Consider the following 16,175-nt stretch of genomic DNA (forward strand, 5'->3'; position numbering starts at 1 on the left):
GGATCAGATACCCCAGAGAATCTGCACACCCCAGACGAAGTAAGCGAACATCGCAACGCCGCATACCGCCTGGAACAGGAAACGAATCGCAGTCGCCGACTTGCCGAACGACATCGGCGTCAGGTAGTCGGTGGCGATGGTCCACATGCCGACCCAGGCGTGAGCGCCCAGGGCAACGAGGGCCAGCAGACTGAAGATCCGCATCGCGTTGTTGGAGAACAGACCGTGCCACTGGGTGTAGTCGATGCCTGGGTGGGCGACCACGTAGCCGATCAGGAAGATGAAGTAAGCCGCGAGAACGACCGCCGAGACGCGCTGCGCCATCCAGTCATAGAGGCCCGAACGCGACAGGTTCGTGACATTGGTTACCATACCCAAACTCCCACCAGAACGATCAGCACCACGGAGATGACGATCACGATTTTCGAGCCCAGCTTGCCGCCTTCCAGCGTCTCACCGATGCCCATGTCCATGATCAGGTGGCGAACACCTGCCACGAGGTGATAAAGCAGGGCGGACAGCAGGCCCCAGGTCACGAACTTGGCCAGCGGGCTGGTCAGACACGCCTTCACCTCGCCGAAGCCTTCCTCGGAGCCCAGCGACTTGCCCAGTGCATAAAGCATGATGGCAAGGCCGATGAACAGGATGACGCCGGAGATACGGTGCAGGATGGACGTGTACGCAGTGACAGGAAGCTTGATGGTCCTTAGGTCTAGGTTTACAGGTCGTTGGCTTTTCACGGCTTTTTTCACACTGAAGAGCCCCTAGCGAATCAGGGCAAAGTTGTTGGTAAGTGTACTGGTCAGGTACCCACCACCCAGGGAACGGCGACCCCCAGCAGTTCGGGCTTGCAAGCCCCTGGCGGTCGGGTGCCGAGTATAGACAGTTAGGCTGCTTATGACAACGTGAGGGGGTAGCCCAAATAGCGCATTGCCTTTAGTGAGCAAAAGGCGTAAATGGGCGAGAATTTCGTGAAAAATCAGGCCTGCAGGCCGCTTTCAACCAGCCTTTAGGCAAATTGACATTCGAATTTACTTCTCTATAGTGGTGCGGGCCCTGCGTGGGGGGTCTGTCTGATGATTTCAAGCATTAATAGGAGGCCACATGGCTGACAAAAAAGCGCAGTTGGTCATCGAGGGCGCTGCCCCCGTCGAGCTGCCCATTTTAACCGGCACCGTTGGTCCTGATGTAATCGACGTCCGCGGGTTGGGGGCCACTGGTCACTTCACCTTCGACCCTGGTTTCATGGCGACTGCCTCGTGCGAGTCGAAGATCACCTACATTGACGGCGACAAGGGCGTACTGCTGCACCGCGGCTACCCGATCGAACAGCTCGCCGAGCAATCGGACTACTTGGAAACCTGCTACCTGCTGCTCAACGGCGAATTGCCGAATGCCGAGCAGAAGGCTCAGTTCGTCAGCACCGTGAAGAACCACACCATGGTTCACGAGCAGCTGAAGTCGTTCTTCAACGGTTTCCGCCGCGACGCTCACCCGATGGCGGTGATGTGCGGTGTGGTCGGCGCCCTCTCGGCGTTCTACCACGACTCCCTGGACATCAATAACCCGCAACACCGCGAAATCTCCGCGGTACGCCTGGTCGCCAAGATGCCGACCCTGGCCGCGATGGTTTACAAGTACTCCATGGGCCAGCCCATGATGTACCCGCGCAACGACCTGTCGTACGCGGAAAACTTCCTGCACATGATGTTCAACACCCCGTGCGAGATCAAACCGATCAGCCCGGTGCTGGCCAAGGCGATGGACCGGATCTTCATCCTTCATGCCGACCATGAGCAGAACGCCTCCACCTCCACCGTGCGCCTTGCCGGCTCCTCGGGTGCCAACCCGTTCGCCTGTATCGCCGCCGGTATCGCCGCACTCTGGGGCCCTGCCCACGGCGGTGCGAACGAAGCCGTGCTGACCATGCTCGATGAAATTGGCGATGTCTCGAACATCGACAAGTACATCGCCAAGGCCAAGGACAAGAACGATCCGTTCAAGCTGATGGGCTTCGGTCACCGCGTGTACAAGAACCGCGACCCGCGCGCCACCGTGATGAAGAAGACCTGCGACGAAGTGCTCGGCGAGCTGGGCATCAAGAACGACCCGCAGCTGGAACTGGCCATGCGCCTTGAAGAGATCGCCCTGACCGATCCGTACTTCATCGAGCGCTCGCTGTATCCGAACGTCGACTTCTACTCGGGCATCATCCTGAAGGCCATCGGCATTCCGACCAGCATGTTCACCGTGATCTTCGCCCTGGCACGTACCGTGGGCTGGATCTCGCACTGGAAAGAAATGCTCTCCAGCCCGTACAAGATTGGCCGCCCGCGCCAGCTGTACACCGGCGAGCTGCAGCGCGACATCGTCGACCTGAAGGACCGCAAGTAAGCCCCCCTGAGCCGAACGCTAAAAAAGGCTGCCCTCGGGCAGCCTTTTTTATTGCTGTGTCACAGGTACCCCACAATACTCAAGCTTTGCGGGATACCTGTGGGAGCCGGCTTGCCGGCGACATGGCCAGTTCAGACCTCAGTTCTTCTCAGCCCGCTCACGCAACCCTTTCAGGGTATTGAACGGCGCATCGACCACGAACTTGTTGGCAACCATCGCTGGCACACTACCACCCGGCTCGGTGTGCACCTGGTAGGTCACTTCGGTACTGTCCCCCTTGGGCACCAGCTTCCAGAAGCCTTCGACTTTCGCCACCCGCACAAACCCCTCCTCTTCCGGGATATAGGTCGGTTCTTCCTTCAGGTTACGCACCAGGCTGCCATCAGGGCCCTTGACCGTGGTGATGTGCAGCACAGAGTCTCGCGGCGTCACCGGCCATGGCGTATTGAACTGGGTGTAGGTCCAGCTCTGGTCACCCTCGTGCTTGAGCAGCTTCTGCGACTTGCACTCATGTATCCATGCGCATGCCCCAGCCGCGTCTTCCTGCAGCGCCTGCACCTTGGCCAATGGCGCCTTGATCAGGGTCACGCCCTGGTAAGCCTTGTACTTGGAGCCAGGCACTTCGCTGAGGGATATCTTGATCCCCTCCTCTTCCTTGGCCACCTGCCAGTTTTCCGCCCAGGCCGCCGGCGCCAGCAAAACACCCATGCCACACAGCAGTGCAATACGCTTGAACGATCTCATCATCTTTATCCTTGTTGTCGAAGATCCAGCCTTGTCACGCCGCCGTCATTTGCTCCCACCAACCCAGAATCCGAATCGCTTCCTCACGGTCACTGCCACAGACCTCGATGTCCGCCTGGAACCCTCCGCACACCGCTGGCCGCTCGGGCTTGCCGAACAAGTCGCAGAGGTTTTCGGCGGTCAGGTGCAGGCAGCGCTCGCCGGCCGGCTTGCCTTCAGGCATGCGCGGCATCGCCGAGCTGATGGACGGGGCAATGCAGCAGGCACCGCAACCCTCGCGACACTTCATGAAATCAGGTCTCCCAGAAGCAGAACGGGACGAACGTCCCTGGATAGTAACCGCTCAAACATGTGTTTGAAATTGCTGACCCAATGAAATCTGCCGTGACTCGGCAGTCAGTTCGCCCAGGGCTATTGGCGGAACTCGAATTCGATGGCCGCGCCCTCTACCTCGCGACGGCTGTCGTTACGCAACTGCAGCTGCATTTCATTGCTGATCAGGCGGCCGTTGAGCTGGAACGGGCTGTCGTCGTTCTGCGGCTTTTCGGTGAACATGGCAGGCAGCAAAGGTTTGCGACGTGTCGTGGACGTGCCGACATTCGGCTCAAGGTCCTTGACCATCTCGGCAGGCAGCCGCAAATCCACGGTGGCATTGGGCAAGGGTTCGGACACCACCTTGCTGATCGGCTTGCGCGCAGGCCTGGCTTTGCTTTTGACAGGCTTGGCCGTTTGCTTGGCCGTTTGCTTGACTGCAGGCCTGGCCGCCTTGCGCTGCTCCTTGGCGACAGGCTGCGCAGCCTGGGTCACGCCAACGGGCAGGCACAGCGGCGCAAGGCAAACGATCAGGGCAAGACTACGCAACAGGTTCATGGACATCGGCAGGACAGGCTGGAAAAGTGCGTATGCTCACCGTTCCGCCAGCGCCTGGCAAGCCTCACACGTAATTGGTTACAGACTCTCTGCACAATTGCTGAGCCAGCAAGCCCAAGGTAATCACTGCCCGCTCGGCTTCCTTGTTCCAGGGAATGCCACAATTGAGGCGAATGCAATGGTTGAACTGCTCGGTATTGCTGAAGATCAACCCCGGCGCAATGCTGATCCCCTGCTCGAGGGCGCGCACGTGCAGCTCCTGGGTGTTGACCCGCCCTGGCAGGCTCACCCACAGGATGAAGCCACCGGTGGGTCGGGTCATCTGCGTACCTTCGGGGAAGTGCTGCTGCACCGCCAGCTGGTAGGCACTGAGATTCTTGCGGTACTCCTGGCGAATGTAACGCAGGTGGCGGTCATAACCGCCATTCTCCAGATAGGCCGCCACGCCCATCTGCGTCACGCTGCAGGCCGAATGGGTGGTGAAGGTCTGCAGTCGCTGGATCTCTTCCTGATAACGCCCCGCCACCATCCAGCCGACTCGCACGCCCGGCGATAACGTCTTGGAGAAACTGGAGCAGTAGATCACCCGATCGAGCCGATCGAAGGCCTTCAGCGCCTTGGTCTTGCCCTGCTCGAACATCAGCTCGCCATAGATGTCGTCTTCAATGATCTGGATGTCGAAGTCCGAAGCCAGGCGCAACAGCTGTTTCTGCCGCTCCTCGGGGACGGTACCACCCAGCGGGTTGCTCAGACGCGCGGTCAACACAAGGGCCTTGATCGACCACTGGTTGGCTGCCAGCTGCAAGGCCTCCAGACTGATGCCCGTGGACGGATCGCTAGGGATCTCGATGACTTTCAGCCCAAGCAGGTCCGCCAGTTGCAGCAAGCCATAATAGGTCGGCGACTCGGCCGCAATGAGGTCCCCAGGCCGAGTCAGCACGCGCAACGACATCTGCAGCGCATCGACGCAGCCATGGGTGACGATCACTTCACGCGGATCGACCAGCACGCCGGCATCGCGCATGCGAATCGCGATCTGCCGGCGCAGCGGCTCGAAGCCGGGGCTGAACATGTAGCTGAAGGCACGGGGGCTGTGGAAGCGGGTGACCTTGGCAATCTGCTGATGCAGGGCGCGCACCGGCAAGTAGTCGACGTGCGGTACGGCGGCCCCGAACGGGAATACGCCGTCACGGCGCGCCTCGGTCAGCACTTGCTGGATGATGCTGGCGCGGGTGACCAGGCCAGGGCGTTCCACCCGGGCGATGTCCGGCGTCTGCGCGGTCAGTGCCGGAGTCTGGTGGACGTAGTAGCCTGATTGCGGCCGGGCACGGATCAACCCCTGGTCTTCGAGGTTGGCATAGGCCTGCAGCACCGTGGCATGACTGACATTGAGCTGGGCGCTCATCTTGCGCACGGACGGTACACGCTCACCCGGCTGATAGACACCACGGCGGATGTCATCGGCCAGTTGCTGGGCGATACGCTGGTACAGCAGCAGGTTGGTCATGGTGGACGGCTCATTGTTCTTGTGCGACTCACTGTCGGTAGAGAATACCGTAACAGTTGCAAAGTGTACTGGGACAGATTGCAGAATAGTCGACATTACAGTTGCGTGGCACCTAAACCTTGCCATCCCCTAGGGCTGTTCGGGCCCTATCGCCGGCAAGCCGGCTCCCACAGGTTTTCTGAACGCTGCGTACTAACCTATAGGAGCCGGCTTGCCGGCGATGAGGCCAGTACAGTCACCGCACTGGCGCGAGCTTGCCCTTGTCGTCGGAGAAGACGATTTCAACCCGGCGGTTTTGTGCCCGCCCCCGCTCGGACGCATTGGCATCGACCGGGTACTGGTCGCCATATCCTTCGACCTGCATGCGCTTCTCGTCGATCCCAAGATCGACCAGCATATCGGCCACCGCCTGGGCGCGATCGCGCGAGAGCTTGAGATTGTCCTCAGGCGCGCCTGTGCTGTCGGTATAACCCTCGATACGAACCACGCGTCTCGGGTTGAGCTGGAGGAACTGCACGAGCTTGAGCACCGTGCGACTGGCCGAGCTCTTCAGGTCGGCACGACCGGTGTCGAACAGCACATCGCCCAGGGTCATCACCAGGCCACGGTCAGCCTGTTCGGAGGCCATCGCGGCAATCTGTGTCTCTACCCACTGGCCCTGCTGCTGCACACTGGCCAGCTTGGCCTCGCGCAAGGCCAGCTGTAGGCGCTGACGCTCGAGGTCGAGCTTGGCCAGGCGCTCCTGGTTCAGCGCCAACTTGGCGTGCTCGCTGGCGATTTGGCTGTAGCGCTGACTCAGGTAGGCATAATGGCGCACATCACTGCCAGTGCCGACATAGCTCGACAAGCGCTCGGCACGGGCCAGCGACTCGCCCGCGCGGATCACGTCACGTGGTGCACTGCGCAGCACATTGGAGTCATCCTTGACCTTCTGGAACGCCGCCGTGGCGTCGCCCAGCGCCGCCGAGCTGCGCTGGCTGGCACAGCCCTGCAAGCCCGCCACCAGTGCCAGCAAGGCCAGTGCGGCCATTGGTCTAGTGCGCATCATGGCTGCACCTCCAGCTGCTTGCGCAAGCGCTTGACCCGCGTCTGCAACAGCTCCAGCTGCTCGTCGCTCTTCTGGTTCAGCACCTGCGCTTCTGCCAGGCGCGCATCCAGCTCGGCCTGCTCGGCACGCATGCGGGCATCCCGGTAGTCTTCGGTCAGCATGTTGGTCTTGGCCCGGGCGAACTTGCCTTCGGCCAGCTTCAGCGCCTCGACCTGGTCGGTGGCACCGACCGCCTTGGCCTGCTCCAGCGCCTGTTCGGAAATACGCATCTGTTCGTTGGGCGCCGGGTCATTGGCGCAACCGGCCAGGCCGAGCAAGGCCACGGCAAGGATCAGGGATTGGGTTCTCACGCACTCTTCCTACTGTTTGGGGGCGTCCGCCTGCACTTGCATCTGCGCTTTCCAGCGCTCGACATTACGCTGCAGCACGGCTTCGGACGCACCGGAGATCGGCAATTCTGTCAGTTTTTTCGCCAGTTGCCCACGCAACCAGGCGTCATTGCAGGCCGAGTTGTGCGATACCGCCAGGTACAGGCCGGGGCGGTCCACCGGCAAGCCACGGGCGATCAGGTGACTGCCCATGCCCAGGCTCTGGGTCATGGCCATGCCCGAGTAGCGCCCTGCGAGCACGTAATCGACCTGGCCAAGCACCAGTTTCTGGAACGCCTGAGTCAGGTTCTGTGCAGGCTCAAGCTTGAGCTGCGCCTTGGCGAAGGCGCTGAACGCAGGGGTCAGGCGGGCGCGCTCGGACACGCTGCCGCGGTACCTGGCCAGGTCCGCCGGCCCATCGAACGCCAGCACCGCATCATGGCGCGTCCACACCAGGTACTCGTTGAGCTGCAAGGGGGGGTGAATGTAGTCCAGCGCGGTCAATTGCTCCACTTGCATGGGGGTGTCGAGCAGCAGGTCCATGCGCCCACTGCGCACCTCTTCCAACGCCTGGTCGCGCCTGCCGGCACTGAGCACTTCCACTTGCACACCGAGTTCGCCAGCCACCTGCTTGAGCAGGTCGACATTGGCGCCGATCAGGTGCCTGGGGTCTTTCGGGTCCTGCCAGGAATAAGGAGGTGCGTCCGGGCTGCCGGTCGCCACCAGGCGCTCGCACTTGCCTGCCGCCATGGCCAGCGGCGAAAGCATCGCCACCATGCATGCCAGCACCCTGCCCGTTTCGCGAAACGCCATCCCTCACTCCTTGCCCGACAAAAAAAGCCCGACCCTCAGGATGAGGGCCGGGCTTCTTTATAAGTGAAGCAGGCGGATCAGACCAGCTTTTCCAGCTCCGGAACCGCTTCGAACAGGTCAGCGACCAGGCCGTAGTCAGCCACCTGGAAGATCGGCGCCTCTTCATCCTTGTTGATCGCAACGATCACCTTGGAGTCCTTCATGCCGGCCAGGTGCTGGATCGCGCCGGAGATACCGACGGCGATGTACAGCTGTGGCGCGACGATCTTGCCGGTCTGACCGACCTGCATGTCGTTCGGCACGAAGCCGGCGTCGACCGCAGCGCGCGAGGCACCGACGGCGGCGCCGAGCTTGTCGGCCAGGCTGTACAGGTGCTTGAAGTTGTCACCGTTGCCCATGCCACGGCCGCCGGAAACGACGATCTTGGCAGCGGTCAGCTCAGGGCGGTCGGACTTGGCCAGCTCTTCGCCAACGAAGGCAGACAGACCGGTGTAGTGCACGGCACCTACAGCTTCAACGGCAGCCGAGCCACCTTCGGCGGCCACGGCGTCGAAGCCGGTGGTACGCACGGTGATGACCTTGACCGCAGCGCTCGATTGCACGGTAGCAATGGCGTTACCGGCGTAGATCGGGCGCTTGAAGGTGTCGGCCGATTCTACCGAGATGATCTCGGAGATCTGGTCGACGTCCAGCAGTGCAGCAACGCGCGGCAGAATGTTCTTGCCGTTGGTGGTGGCCGGGGCCAGCACGTGGCTGTAAGCCTTGGCCAGCTCGACGATCAGCGGCGCGACGTTTTCCGGCAGGACGTGGGCGTAAGCCGCGTTATCGGCAACCAGCACCTTGGCCACGCCAGCGATCTTGGCAGCGGATTCGGCGACGCCACCGACGTTCTGGCCTGCGACCAGCACATGCACATCGCCACCGATCTTGGCGGCTGCGGCGACAGTGTTCAGGGTGGCCGGGGCTACGGCACCGTTTTCGTATTCAGCGACAACCAGGATAGTCATTTAGATTACCTTCGCTTCGTTCTTCAGCTTCTCGACCAGTTCGGCCACCGATTTGACCTTGATGCCAGCGCTGCGGGCAGCTGGCGCTTCGACTTTCAGGGTCTTGGTGGTGGAGGCGAGCGATACGCCCAGCGCGTCTGGAGTGACAGTTTCCAGCGGCTTCTTCTTGGCCTTCATGATGTTCGGCAGCGACGCGTAGCGCGGCTCGTTCAGGCGCAGGTCGGTGGTGACGATGGCTGGCAGGTTCAGCGCAACGGTCTGCAGGCCGCCATCGATTTCACGGGTGACGTTCAGCTTGTCGCCAGCGACTTCGACCTTGGAGGCGAAGGTACCTTGGGCAAAGCCGGTCAGCGCGGCCAGCATCTGGCCGGTCTGGTTGTTGTCACTGTCGATCGCCTGTTTGCCGAGGATGACCAGCTGCGGCTGCTCTTTATCGACAACGGCTTTCAGCGCCTTGGCCACGGCCAGGGAGTTCAGTTCATCGGCGGCTTCGACCAGGATGGCGCGATCAGCACCCAGCGCCAGTGCGGTACGCAGCTGTTCCTGGGCAGTGGACGGACCGACGGAAACGACCACGATCTCGCTCGCAACGCCTTTCTCTTTCAGGCGCACGGCTTCTTCCACGGCGATTTCGCAGAAGGGGTTCATGGACATCTTGACGTTTGCAAGGTCGACGCCGGAGTTGTCCGCCTTGACGCGAACCTTGACGTTGTAGTCGACCACTCGTTTGACAGCTACAAGAACCTTCATGGATTCCTCGTTACTCTCCGGTGAATAGATAGTCGCCTGGGGCCATGCCCGGCGATGCGCGTGGGTACAAGGGCACCTCTAAAAACGAACCGGTAAGCGCAAACTTCACAATGACCAATCAGTCCTGCCAGAAGCTTTGCGGCAAAACCCGCGGGTCATTTCCTGTCGTGGCGTGTAGACTCCACTACAAAACGGGCTCTGGCCCGGAAACCCTGCGCTACGCCTGGTTTTTAGGGGTGCACCTGCGCCCGACGGTCAGGCTACGGCGAACGTAAAACCGCTCGTATCTTGACCGTAACACCCAATCCGGTCAATACGGCAAATCGGTCACCCTTCAGCCGCGCTCCTGTGATTTTACTGGCCTGCGGCAAATTCAAACAAACGTTTGTATTGGACCCGCCGAGTGGTGTAGATATAATGCGCGGCCGAGACAAATCGGTGTAGTCCATCCATTGCGTAGCTACAGTTCCGCTCCCGTGATGAGCCGCTGCACGCAAGCACCCCAAATAAGACCAAGCAACAGCACGAGCCTTGATGAGTAGGAGAGAACCAGTGGAACGCGAATACATGGAATTCGACGTGGTCATCGTCGGCGCCGGCCCGGCGGGCCTGTCCGCCGCCTGCCGCCTGAAGCAGAAGGCCGCCGAAGCCGGTAGCGAGATCAGCGTCTGCGTGGTCGAGAAAGGCTCTGAAGTCGGCGCCCACATCCTCTCCGGCGCGGTGTTCGAACCGCGCGCCCTGAACGAACTGTTCCCCGACTGGAAAGAGCTCGGCGCACCACTCAACACCGAGGTCAAGCGCGACGACATCTATGTGCTCAAGGACGCCGGCAGCTCGACCAAGGTCCCCGACCTGTTCGTGCCCAAGACCATGCACAACCACGGCAACTACATCATCTCCCTGGGCAACCTGTGCCGCTGGCTGGCCCAGCAGGCGGAAAACCTGGGCGTGGAAATCTACCCTGGCTTCGCCGCGCAGGAAGCACTGTTCGACGAAAATGGCGTGGTCCGTGGCATCGTCACCGGCGACCTGGGCGTTGACCGCGAAGGCAACCCGAAAGACGGCCTGTACACCCCGGGCATGGAGCTGCGTGCAAAATACACCCTGTTCGCCGAAGGCTGCCGCGGCCACATCGGCAAGCAGCTGATCAAGCGCTTCAACCTCGACAGCGATGCCGACGCCCAGCACTACGGCATCGGCCTCAAGGAAATCTGGGAAATCGACCCGGCCAAGCACGAGCAGGGCCTGGTGGTGCACACCGCCGGCTGGCCGCTGGACGTGACGAGCAAGGACAATACCGGTGGCTCGTTCCTCTATCACCTGGAAAACAACCAGGTGGTGGTCGGCCTGATCGTCGACCTGTCCTACGCCAACCCCTATCTGTCGCCGTTCGACGAGTTCCAGCGCCTCAAGCACCACCCGGTGATGAAGCAGTACCTCGAAGGCGGCAAGCGCATCAGCTACGGCGCCCGCGCCATCTGCAAGGGCGGGCTGAACTCGCTGCCGAAGATGGTGTTCAACGGTGGCGCGCTGATCGGCTGCGACCTGGGCACCCTGAACTTCTCCAAGATCAAGGGCAGCCACACCGCGATGAAGTCCGGCATGCTCGCGGCCGACGCCGTGGCCGACGCACTGATCGCTGGCAGCGAGGGCGGCGATGCGCTGAACACCTACGTCGACGCCTTCAAGGCCAGCTGGCTGCATGAAGAACTGTTCGCCAGCCGCAACTTCGGCCCGGCGCTGCACAAGTTCGGCCCGCTGCTCGGTGGCGCGTTCAACTACATCGACCAGAACTGGTTCGGCGGCAAGCTGCCGTTCACCCTGCACGACACCAAGCCGGACTATGCCTGCCTCAAGCTCGCCGCCGACTCGAAGAAGATCGACTACCCGAAACCGGACGGCAAGCTCAGCTTCGACAAGCTCAGCTCGGTATTCCTCTCCAGTACCAACCATGAAGAGGAACAACCCTGCCACCTGAAGCTGACCGACCCGAACGTGCCGATCGCCAGCAACCTGCCGCTGTACGACGAGCCAGCCCAGCGCTACTGCCCGGCCGGCGTGTACGAAGTGGTCACCCAGGAAGACGGCAACAAGCGCTTCCAGATCAACGCGCAGAACTGCGTGCACTGCAAGACCTGCGACATCAAGGACCCGGCCCAGAACATCACCTGGGTCACCCCTGAAGGCGCGGGCGGGCCGAACTACCCGAACATGTAAGCCCTGCCCTTGCGGCAAAAAAAGCCCCGGGATCGCCAGATCCCGGGGCTTTTTCATTTGCCCGACGTCGTTATTTTTCGCCGCACATCACGGGCATCGGCTCAGCCGAAAATTCAAGCGGCTCGCGACGCTCGAAATACAGCGCCGTCAGCAGCCCGACGGTGCCCATGATCAGACAGAAGCCGACGCATACCCACGGGCTCCACGGCATCAATGCGATCAACGCCAACGGCGTAGTACTGGCCCACAGGGCATAGGCGACGTTGTAGGTAAAGGAAATCCCCGACACGCGGATTTCAGCAGGGAACAACCCGACCATCACAGACGGCACCACCCCAACCACGCCGCAGCTCAACCCCGCCAGCGCGTAGGCCAGCCAGGTCATGCCCCATTGCCCTACCAGGCTCGCATACAGCGCACCGATGCCCAGCGGCAGCAGCAGGCTGTAGATCATCAGTGCACGCCAGGCGCCCAGGCGATCGACCAGCATCCCGGCCAGCACACAGCCGATATTGAGGAAGACGATGCCCACGCTGCTCAAGGCGAACGTATGCCCAGCGGTCATGCCGAAGCGCTGCTGCATCACGGTCGGGGTAATCACCACCAGCACCACTACCGCCGAGGTCAGCACGCAGGTCAGCAGCGCAGCCGGGATCAACGCCGAGCGGTGCTCGCCCAGCACCCGCCGCAGCGGGAACTGCACCGGCTGCTCCTGGCGCTCGCGCAAGGCCAGGAATACCGGGGTCTCACTCAGCCAGCGCCGCAGCCAGACGCCGATCACGCCGAACACGCCGCCCAGCAGGAACGGATAACGCCAGGCGTAATCGAGAATCTCCTGGGGCGTGAACGCCTGCGCCAGCAGCGTCGCCGTCAGCGCGCCCAACAGGTAACCGAAGGTAAGACCCGCCTGCAGGAAGCCCAGCGCATAGCCGCGCCGCCCGGGTGGCGCGTGCTCGGCGACGAAGGTCCAGGCGCTCGGCACCTCGCCACCGACCGCAGCACCCTGCAGGATGCGCAGCCCCAGCAGGATCAGCGGCGCCGCGTAGCCGATGTCGGCATAGGTCGGCATCACCCCGATCAGCAGGCACGGCAGCGCCATCATCAGGATGCTCAGGCTGAACACCCGCTTGCGCCCGAGATGGTCGGCAAAGTGGGCCATGAGGATGCCGCCCAGCGGCCGCGCCAGGTAGCCGGTGACGAAGATGCCGAAGCTCTGCAGCAGGCGCAGCCACTCAGGCATCTCTGGCGGGAAGAACAGCTGGCTGAGGGTCAGGGCGAAGAACACGAAGATGATGAAATCGTAGATTTCCAGCGCGCCGCCTAGTGCCGCCAGGCCCAGGGTCCGATGGTCGCCACGGCTGAACCGGGGCGGGCGAGCGGTATCGATGGCAGTCATGGCAGGCATCCGCAAATCGGCAAAGGGCAAGAGGATAGCAAATCCCCGCCAAGCCCCGCCCTCCCCGTTAGCGGTTGAACACGGTATTGGCGAAATTCCTGCGTGGGTAGCCCGGCTTGCCGCCAGCGCAGAGACTGGACGGCAGCTCCAGCTTGCCGATCAGCAGCGGTGCATCGATGATCGCCATGAAAGATTCCAGCGCTTCGTTGTCCGGCACTTGCGGCAGGCTGACGTTCACCGCCTGGCGCTCGGTCTGGGGCACCGCCGGTACTTTCAGATGCTGGGAGTGATACAGCAAGGCGTGCTGGATCTGCGCGCTGACCCGGCAGAAACGCGCCAGATCGACACCGGCATGACTGCCCAGTTCGAAGTTGCCAAGCAGCAGATTGAACGGCTGCAGCGCGCAATGCACCAGGCGCTGCAATTCGTCGAAACTCTCCACCGGAGCAATCCGGTAATAGCCCAGGCCATTGAGCAGTTTTTCCAGCTGCAGGCGCTGGCACGGGTGCTCGTCGGCAATCAGGATGCGCAGGGTCTTGTTGGTCATTGTCGGACCTGGGCCGTGAGGTGAATTAGGGCACGCTCCCTGACCATACTGCGCCGGTGACAGGCAACCGCCAGGTGATACCTGGAGGGGTCAATTTAGATAGTTGTCGTGAAACAGTGAGAAATCAAGTTGCCAGCACACAGAATTTTCACCGGCTTACGACCACTTCTTCAGGTTTCCCATTGGCGCATGCGCACCCGGCAATGCTTCATGGCGTTGACGATATGTTTTTCCACAAGGCTGCGGGAGATGCCCAGGCGCTCGGCGATCTGCTGATGCGACAGGCCATCGAGCTTGCGCAACAAAAAACTTTCGCGGCAGGGCTTGCTCAACTCGTCCAGGGCCTTGCGCATCAACGCCAGCCGCTGGTCCTGCTGCAGATTCGAGGTCGGCGCCGCAGTGTGCCAGCGCTCGTCCAGGTCCAGGACTTCCAGCGGCTCGCACTGGCGCAGGCGGCTGCGACGATGCCGGTCGATCACCAGGTTCAGCGCGGTGCGATAAAGAAACGCACGGGGGTGCTCGATCTGCTGCGTGTCGCTACGTTCCAGCACCCGCAAGTAGGCATCGTGGGCGACGTCCTCGGCCGCCTGGCGATTGCCCAGGCGGGTAGAGAGGAAGCTCAGCAATTCGCGATAGTAATTTTCCACGACGGCACCTGGGGGTCGTCCTGACTGGCCGGGACAAGGGCTGAGTGATATCGCGAGGATATTACAAATTATAATTATTCTCAGCAACACGCCGATCTAAAGACACGTCGCTTGCCTTTGTTCGATGAAGGGCCGGCTTATGCCGGCAAGCTCGAAGCGAGTGGCACGCCGACCACCGTGCGCGTCGAGGCAGGGTGACCCATGATTTCTTGCGGATGTCGGGGAAAACCGGTGCAAGCTCCCATTTTCTGCTTCACACCCTCAGCGCTCAGTACGTAGCCCGCACCGTCAGCATGAAGTTGCGCGGGTCGCCATAGTAGTTGCCGTAGGTCGAGGTCCCCACCGTCTGGTAGTACTTCTTGTCGAACAGGTTGTTGCCGTTGAGCGCCACGTTCCAGTGCTCGTCGATGCGGTAGTCGACCATCGCGTTCCAGATCGCATAGCCACTTTGCTCGTACTCGAACGGCACGCTGCTCTGCAGCACATTGCCCTGGCCGTCCAAGGTCGCCGCGGTGCCGCTGACCTTGGTCGCGCTCTGGATGTCCACACCACCGCCGACGCGGAAGTCGTTCAGCGCACCCGGCAGGCGGTAGGTGGTGAACACATGTGCGCAACTGACTCCGAATGTTCTATGAGTGTCTGGGCGACGGCCTCTGCAGGGCCGTTTGTGTCGGGGACCACGCGGACTGCATGAGCGGTTGCGGGCGGGTCATGTAGTGAGACGCACGAACGCTAAAAAAACTGATAAGTTTTTTCATTCAGGATTGATTTGCACATACCAACGCCTGCCCACCACCCCGCTTGATGGTCAGCAGCCAATGGTCGCCTGCGGCGAAGAAGTCGGTGTGGATGCTGTGACAGCCCTTTCGCGGGATTCCCCGGCCCAAGGCTGGTTTCAGAGCGTCAATCCGCGGGCCTGGAGAAAGGCTGCCAGATAATCGATGAACGCCTGCACCTTGCGCGTCGCTCGGCGATGGCTGGGGTAAACGGCGAGGATGAGCGGGCCGAAAGCGTCCGGGTCGAAGTCGTAGTCCGTCATTACCTGCAGCAACTGGCCGCTCTCCAGGTAGGGCTGCACGCTCCACAACGGACACGCGTGCAGGCCCAGGCCCAGCAGGGTGTTGGCCAGCAACAGGTCGTAGTTGTCGCTCTGCAGGCGCGCATGCGGTTGTGCGACGCGCATGCGGACTCCGTCCAGGGATACCCACCAGTAGCGCTGATCCAGCGCCGGATGGCGGTAGATCAGCCACTGATGAAGGTCGAAGGTTTCCGGGCTCACCGTCAACGGGTGGGCCGCCAGGTACGCCGGGCTGCCACACAGCACGATGCGGTTTTCCCCCAAGAGCCTGACGATCAGCCCTGGCAGGTCACTGCGCCCTTCACGCAGGGCCAAGTCATAGCTGCCATCGCCAAGGTCGACGAAGGTATCGCTGAGGTCTACGCGCAGCTTGATCTGCGGATGGGCAACGAGAAAGCCTGCACAGGCCTGATCGAGAAAGGCCCGGCCAAAGGCCAGCGGCGCGGTCAGCCTCAGGTTGCCATGCAGCCCGTGCTGCAACTGGCCAATCTCCTCACCCGCCTCATGCAGGCGCTGCAAAACCTGGCGGGCGGTTTCCAGGTAAAGCCGGCCAGCCTCGGTCAGCACGGTGCGCCGGGTGCTGCGCTCGAACAGCTTCGCGCCAAGGTCGGCCTCCAGGTGGCTGACCGCCTTGGTCAGTGCCGAGGGGGTCTTGCCCAACTGCTCGGCCGCCCGGCTGAAACTGCCGTGCTCGGCGGTGGCGACAAACATGCTCAGGGCGCCGAGCGTGTCCATGCAGTTTTTCCTTTATGGCAAAATGGTTTTGCTTGCCAGCGATGTTCTGCCGGC

At 61.8% G+C, this 16,175-nt stretch carries 18 protein-coding genes; 2 read left to right on the top strand and 16 right to left on the bottom strand.

Going from position 1 to position 16,175, the window contains the following annotated elements; translation table 11 throughout:
- Positions 1-3 precede the first annotated feature (3 nt).
- Together sdhD and sdhC are read right to left on the bottom strand one after the other, a co-directional pair.
- Positions 4-372: a succinate dehydrogenase, hydrophobic membrane anchor protein gene (gene sdhD / locus PPL01S_RS17920; RefSeq protein ID WP_008091903.1), complete on the bottom strand. Its 369-nt coding sequence runs from the start codon at positions 370-372 to the stop codon at positions 4-6.
- Positions 366-752, bottom strand: coding sequence for a succinate dehydrogenase, cytochrome b556 subunit (sdhC, locus tag PPL01S_RS17925; protein WP_008091902.1), 387 nt, complete (start codon positions 750-752; stop codon positions 366-368). The genes sdhD and sdhC overlap by 7 nt, the downstream gene beginning before the upstream one ends.
- A 352-nt stretch (positions 753-1,104) precedes the next feature.
- On the opposite strand from sdhC, the gene gltA reads away from it, so the two are divergent.
- Positions 1,105-2,394, top strand: a complete 1,290-nt coding sequence (gltA, locus tag PPL01S_RS17930) for a citrate synthase (RefSeq protein ID WP_016393097.1) — start codon at positions 1,105-1,107, stop codon at positions 2,392-2,394.
- A 138-nt stretch (positions 2,395-2,532) separates the two neighbouring features.
- Here the strand turns inward: gltA and PPL01S_RS17935 are convergent, their stop codons facing one another.
- The 9 genes from PPL01S_RS17935 to PPL01S_RS17975 all read right to left on the bottom strand — a co-directional run bounded on the left by PPL01S_RS17935 (position 2,533) and on the right by PPL01S_RS17975 (position 9,501).
- The gene (locus PPL01S_RS17935) at positions 2,533-3,138 is read right to left on the bottom strand and encodes an START domain-containing protein (protein WP_016393096.1); all 606 of its coding nucleotides are present in this window, start codon (positions 3,136-3,138) and stop codon (positions 2,533-2,535) included.
- Positions 3,139-3,172: 34 nt separating this feature from the next.
- Positions 3,173-3,427: a YkgJ family cysteine cluster protein gene (locus PPL01S_RS17940; RefSeq protein WP_016393095.1), complete on the bottom strand. Its 255-nt coding sequence runs from the start codon at positions 3,425-3,427 to the stop codon at positions 3,173-3,175.
- Between the two features lie 122 nt (positions 3,428-3,549).
- On the bottom strand, positions 3,550-4,008 hold the full coding sequence (locus PPL01S_RS17945) for a hypothetical protein (RefSeq protein WP_028625103.1): 459 nt from the start codon (positions 4,006-4,008) through the stop codon (positions 3,550-3,552).
- Positions 4,009-4,072: 64 nt separating this feature from the next.
- Complete coding sequence (locus tag PPL01S_RS17950) at positions 4,073-5,515, bottom strand: aminotransferase-like domain-containing protein (protein WP_016393093.1); 1,443 nt, start codon at positions 5,513-5,515, stop codon at positions 4,073-4,075.
- 235 nt (positions 5,516-5,750) lie between these two features.
- A complete protein-coding gene (locus tag PPL01S_RS17955) occupies positions 5,751-6,563 on the bottom strand; it encodes an OmpA family protein (RefSeq protein WP_028625104.1) in 813 nt (270 codons plus the stop codon).
- Positions 6,560-6,913 (bottom strand): DUF4398 domain-containing protein, encoded by a 354-nt coding sequence (locus PPL01S_RS17960; RefSeq protein WP_016393091.1) that lies wholly within the window; start codon positions 6,911-6,913, stop codon positions 6,560-6,562. The genes PPL01S_RS17955 and PPL01S_RS17960 overlap by 4 nt, the downstream gene beginning before the upstream one ends.
- A gap of 9 nt (positions 6,914-6,922) precedes the next feature.
- Positions 6,923-7,744, bottom strand: a complete 822-nt coding sequence (locus PPL01S_RS17965; RefSeq protein ID WP_028625105.1) for a substrate-binding periplasmic protein — start codon at positions 7,742-7,744, stop codon at positions 6,923-6,925.
- A gap of 77 nt (positions 7,745-7,821) precedes the next feature.
- On the bottom strand, positions 7,822-8,751 hold the full coding sequence (locus PPL01S_RS17970) for an electron transfer flavoprotein subunit alpha/FixB family protein (RefSeq protein WP_016393089.1): 930 nt from the start codon (positions 8,749-8,751) through the stop codon (positions 7,822-7,824).
- On the bottom strand, positions 8,752-9,501 hold the full coding sequence (locus PPL01S_RS17975) for an electron transfer flavoprotein subunit beta/FixA family protein (RefSeq protein ID WP_016393088.1): 750 nt from the start codon (positions 9,499-9,501) through the stop codon (positions 8,752-8,754).
- A 534-nt stretch (positions 9,502-10,035) separates the two neighbouring features.
- On the opposite strand from PPL01S_RS17975, the gene PPL01S_RS17980 reads away from it, so the two are divergent.
- On the top strand, positions 10,036-11,718 hold the full coding sequence (locus PPL01S_RS17980; RefSeq protein WP_081663525.1) for an electron transfer flavoprotein-ubiquinone oxidoreductase: 1,683 nt from the start codon (positions 10,036-10,038) through the stop codon (positions 11,716-11,718).
- A gap of 70 nt (positions 11,719-11,788) precedes the next feature.
- Here PPL01S_RS17980 and PPL01S_RS17985 read toward each other — a convergent pair whose 3' ends face one another.
- From PPL01S_RS17985 to PPL01S_RS18005, 5 genes are all read right to left on the bottom strand, one after another.
- Positions 11,789-13,114 carry an MFS transporter gene (locus tag PPL01S_RS17985; RefSeq protein WP_016393086.1) on the bottom strand — a complete coding sequence of 442 codons (1,326 nt, stop codon included), beginning with the start codon at positions 13,112-13,114 and terminating at the stop codon, positions 11,789-11,791.
- Between the two features lie 67 nt (positions 13,115-13,181).
- On the bottom strand, positions 13,182-13,661 hold the full coding sequence (locus tag PPL01S_RS17990; RefSeq protein ID WP_016393085.1) for a response regulator: 480 nt from the start codon (positions 13,659-13,661) through the stop codon (positions 13,182-13,184).
- 170 nt (positions 13,662-13,831) lie between these two features.
- Positions 13,832-14,308 carry a sigma-70 family RNA polymerase sigma factor gene (locus PPL01S_RS17995; RefSeq protein WP_016393084.1) on the bottom strand — a complete coding sequence of 159 codons (477 nt, stop codon included), beginning with the start codon at positions 14,306-14,308 and terminating at the stop codon, positions 13,832-13,834.
- 268 nt (positions 14,309-14,576) lie between these two features.
- Entirely contained in the window at positions 14,577-14,912 is a 336-nt protein-coding gene (locus PPL01S_RS18000; RefSeq protein ID WP_016393083.1) for a TonB-dependent receptor domain-containing protein, read from the bottom strand.
- Between the two features lie 291 nt (positions 14,913-15,203).
- Positions 15,204-16,121, bottom strand: a complete 918-nt coding sequence (locus tag PPL01S_RS18005) for a LysR family transcriptional regulator (protein ID WP_016393082.1) — start codon at positions 16,119-16,121, stop codon at positions 15,204-15,206.
- Between the last annotated feature and the right edge of the window lie 54 nt (positions 16,122-16,175).

The sequence above is a fragment of the Pseudomonas plecoglossicida NBRC 103162 = DSM 15088 genome (genome assembly GCF_000730665.1).
Lineage (GTDB): Bacteria > Pseudomonadota > Gammaproteobacteria > Pseudomonadales > Pseudomonadaceae > Aquipseudomonas > Aquipseudomonas plecoglossicida.

Excerpts from the sequence above, each read along its gene's own strand:
- sdhD (WP_008091903.1), bottom strand. The coding sequence starts at position 372 with ATGGTAACCAATGTCACGAACCTGTCGCGTTCGGGCCTCTATGACTGG.
- gltA (WP_016393097.1), top strand. The coding sequence starts at position 1,105 with ATGGCTGACAAAAAAGCGCAGTTGGTCATCGAGGGCGCTGCCCCCGTC.
- PPL01S_RS17935 (WP_016393096.1), bottom strand. The coding sequence starts at position 3,138 with ATGAGATCGTTCAAGCGTATTGCACTGCTGTGTGGCATGGGTGTTTTG.
- PPL01S_RS17940 (WP_016393095.1), bottom strand. The coding sequence starts at position 3,427 with ATGAAGTGTCGCGAGGGTTGCGGTGCCTGCTGCATTGCCCCGTCCATC.
- PPL01S_RS17945 (WP_028625103.1), bottom strand. The coding sequence starts at position 4,008 with ATGAACCTGTTGCGTAGTCTTGCCCTGATCGTTTGCCTTGCGCCGCTG.
- PPL01S_RS17950 (WP_016393093.1), bottom strand. The coding sequence starts at position 5,515 with ATGACCAACCTGCTGCTGTACCAGCGTATCGCCCAGCAACTGGCCGAT.
- PPL01S_RS17955 (WP_028625104.1), bottom strand. The coding sequence starts at position 6,563 with ATGATGCGCACTAGACCAATGGCCGCACTGGCCTTGCTGGCACTGGTG.
- PPL01S_RS17965 (WP_028625105.1), bottom strand. The coding sequence starts at position 7,744 with ATGGCGTTTCGCGAAACGGGCAGGGTGCTGGCATGCATGGTGGCGATG.
- PPL01S_RS17970 (WP_016393089.1), bottom strand. The coding sequence starts at position 8,751 with ATGACTATCCTGGTTGTCGCTGAATACGAAAACGGTGCCGTAGCCCCG.
- PPL01S_RS17975 (WP_016393088.1), bottom strand. The coding sequence starts at position 9,501 with ATGAAGGTTCTTGTAGCTGTCAAACGAGTGGTCGACTACAACGTCAAG.
- PPL01S_RS17980 (WP_081663525.1), top strand. The coding sequence starts at position 10,036 with ATGAGTAGGAGAGAACCAGTGGAACGCGAATACATGGAATTCGACGTG.
- PPL01S_RS17985 (WP_016393086.1), bottom strand. The coding sequence starts at position 13,114 with ATGACTGCCATCGATACCGCTCGCCCGCCCCGGTTCAGCCGTGGCGAC.
- PPL01S_RS17990 (WP_016393085.1), bottom strand. The coding sequence starts at position 13,661 with ATGACCAACAAGACCCTGCGCATCCTGATTGCCGACGAGCACCCGTGC.
- PPL01S_RS18005 (WP_016393082.1), bottom strand. The coding sequence starts at position 16,121 with ATGGACACGCTCGGCGCCCTGAGCATGTTTGTCGCCACCGCCGAGCAC.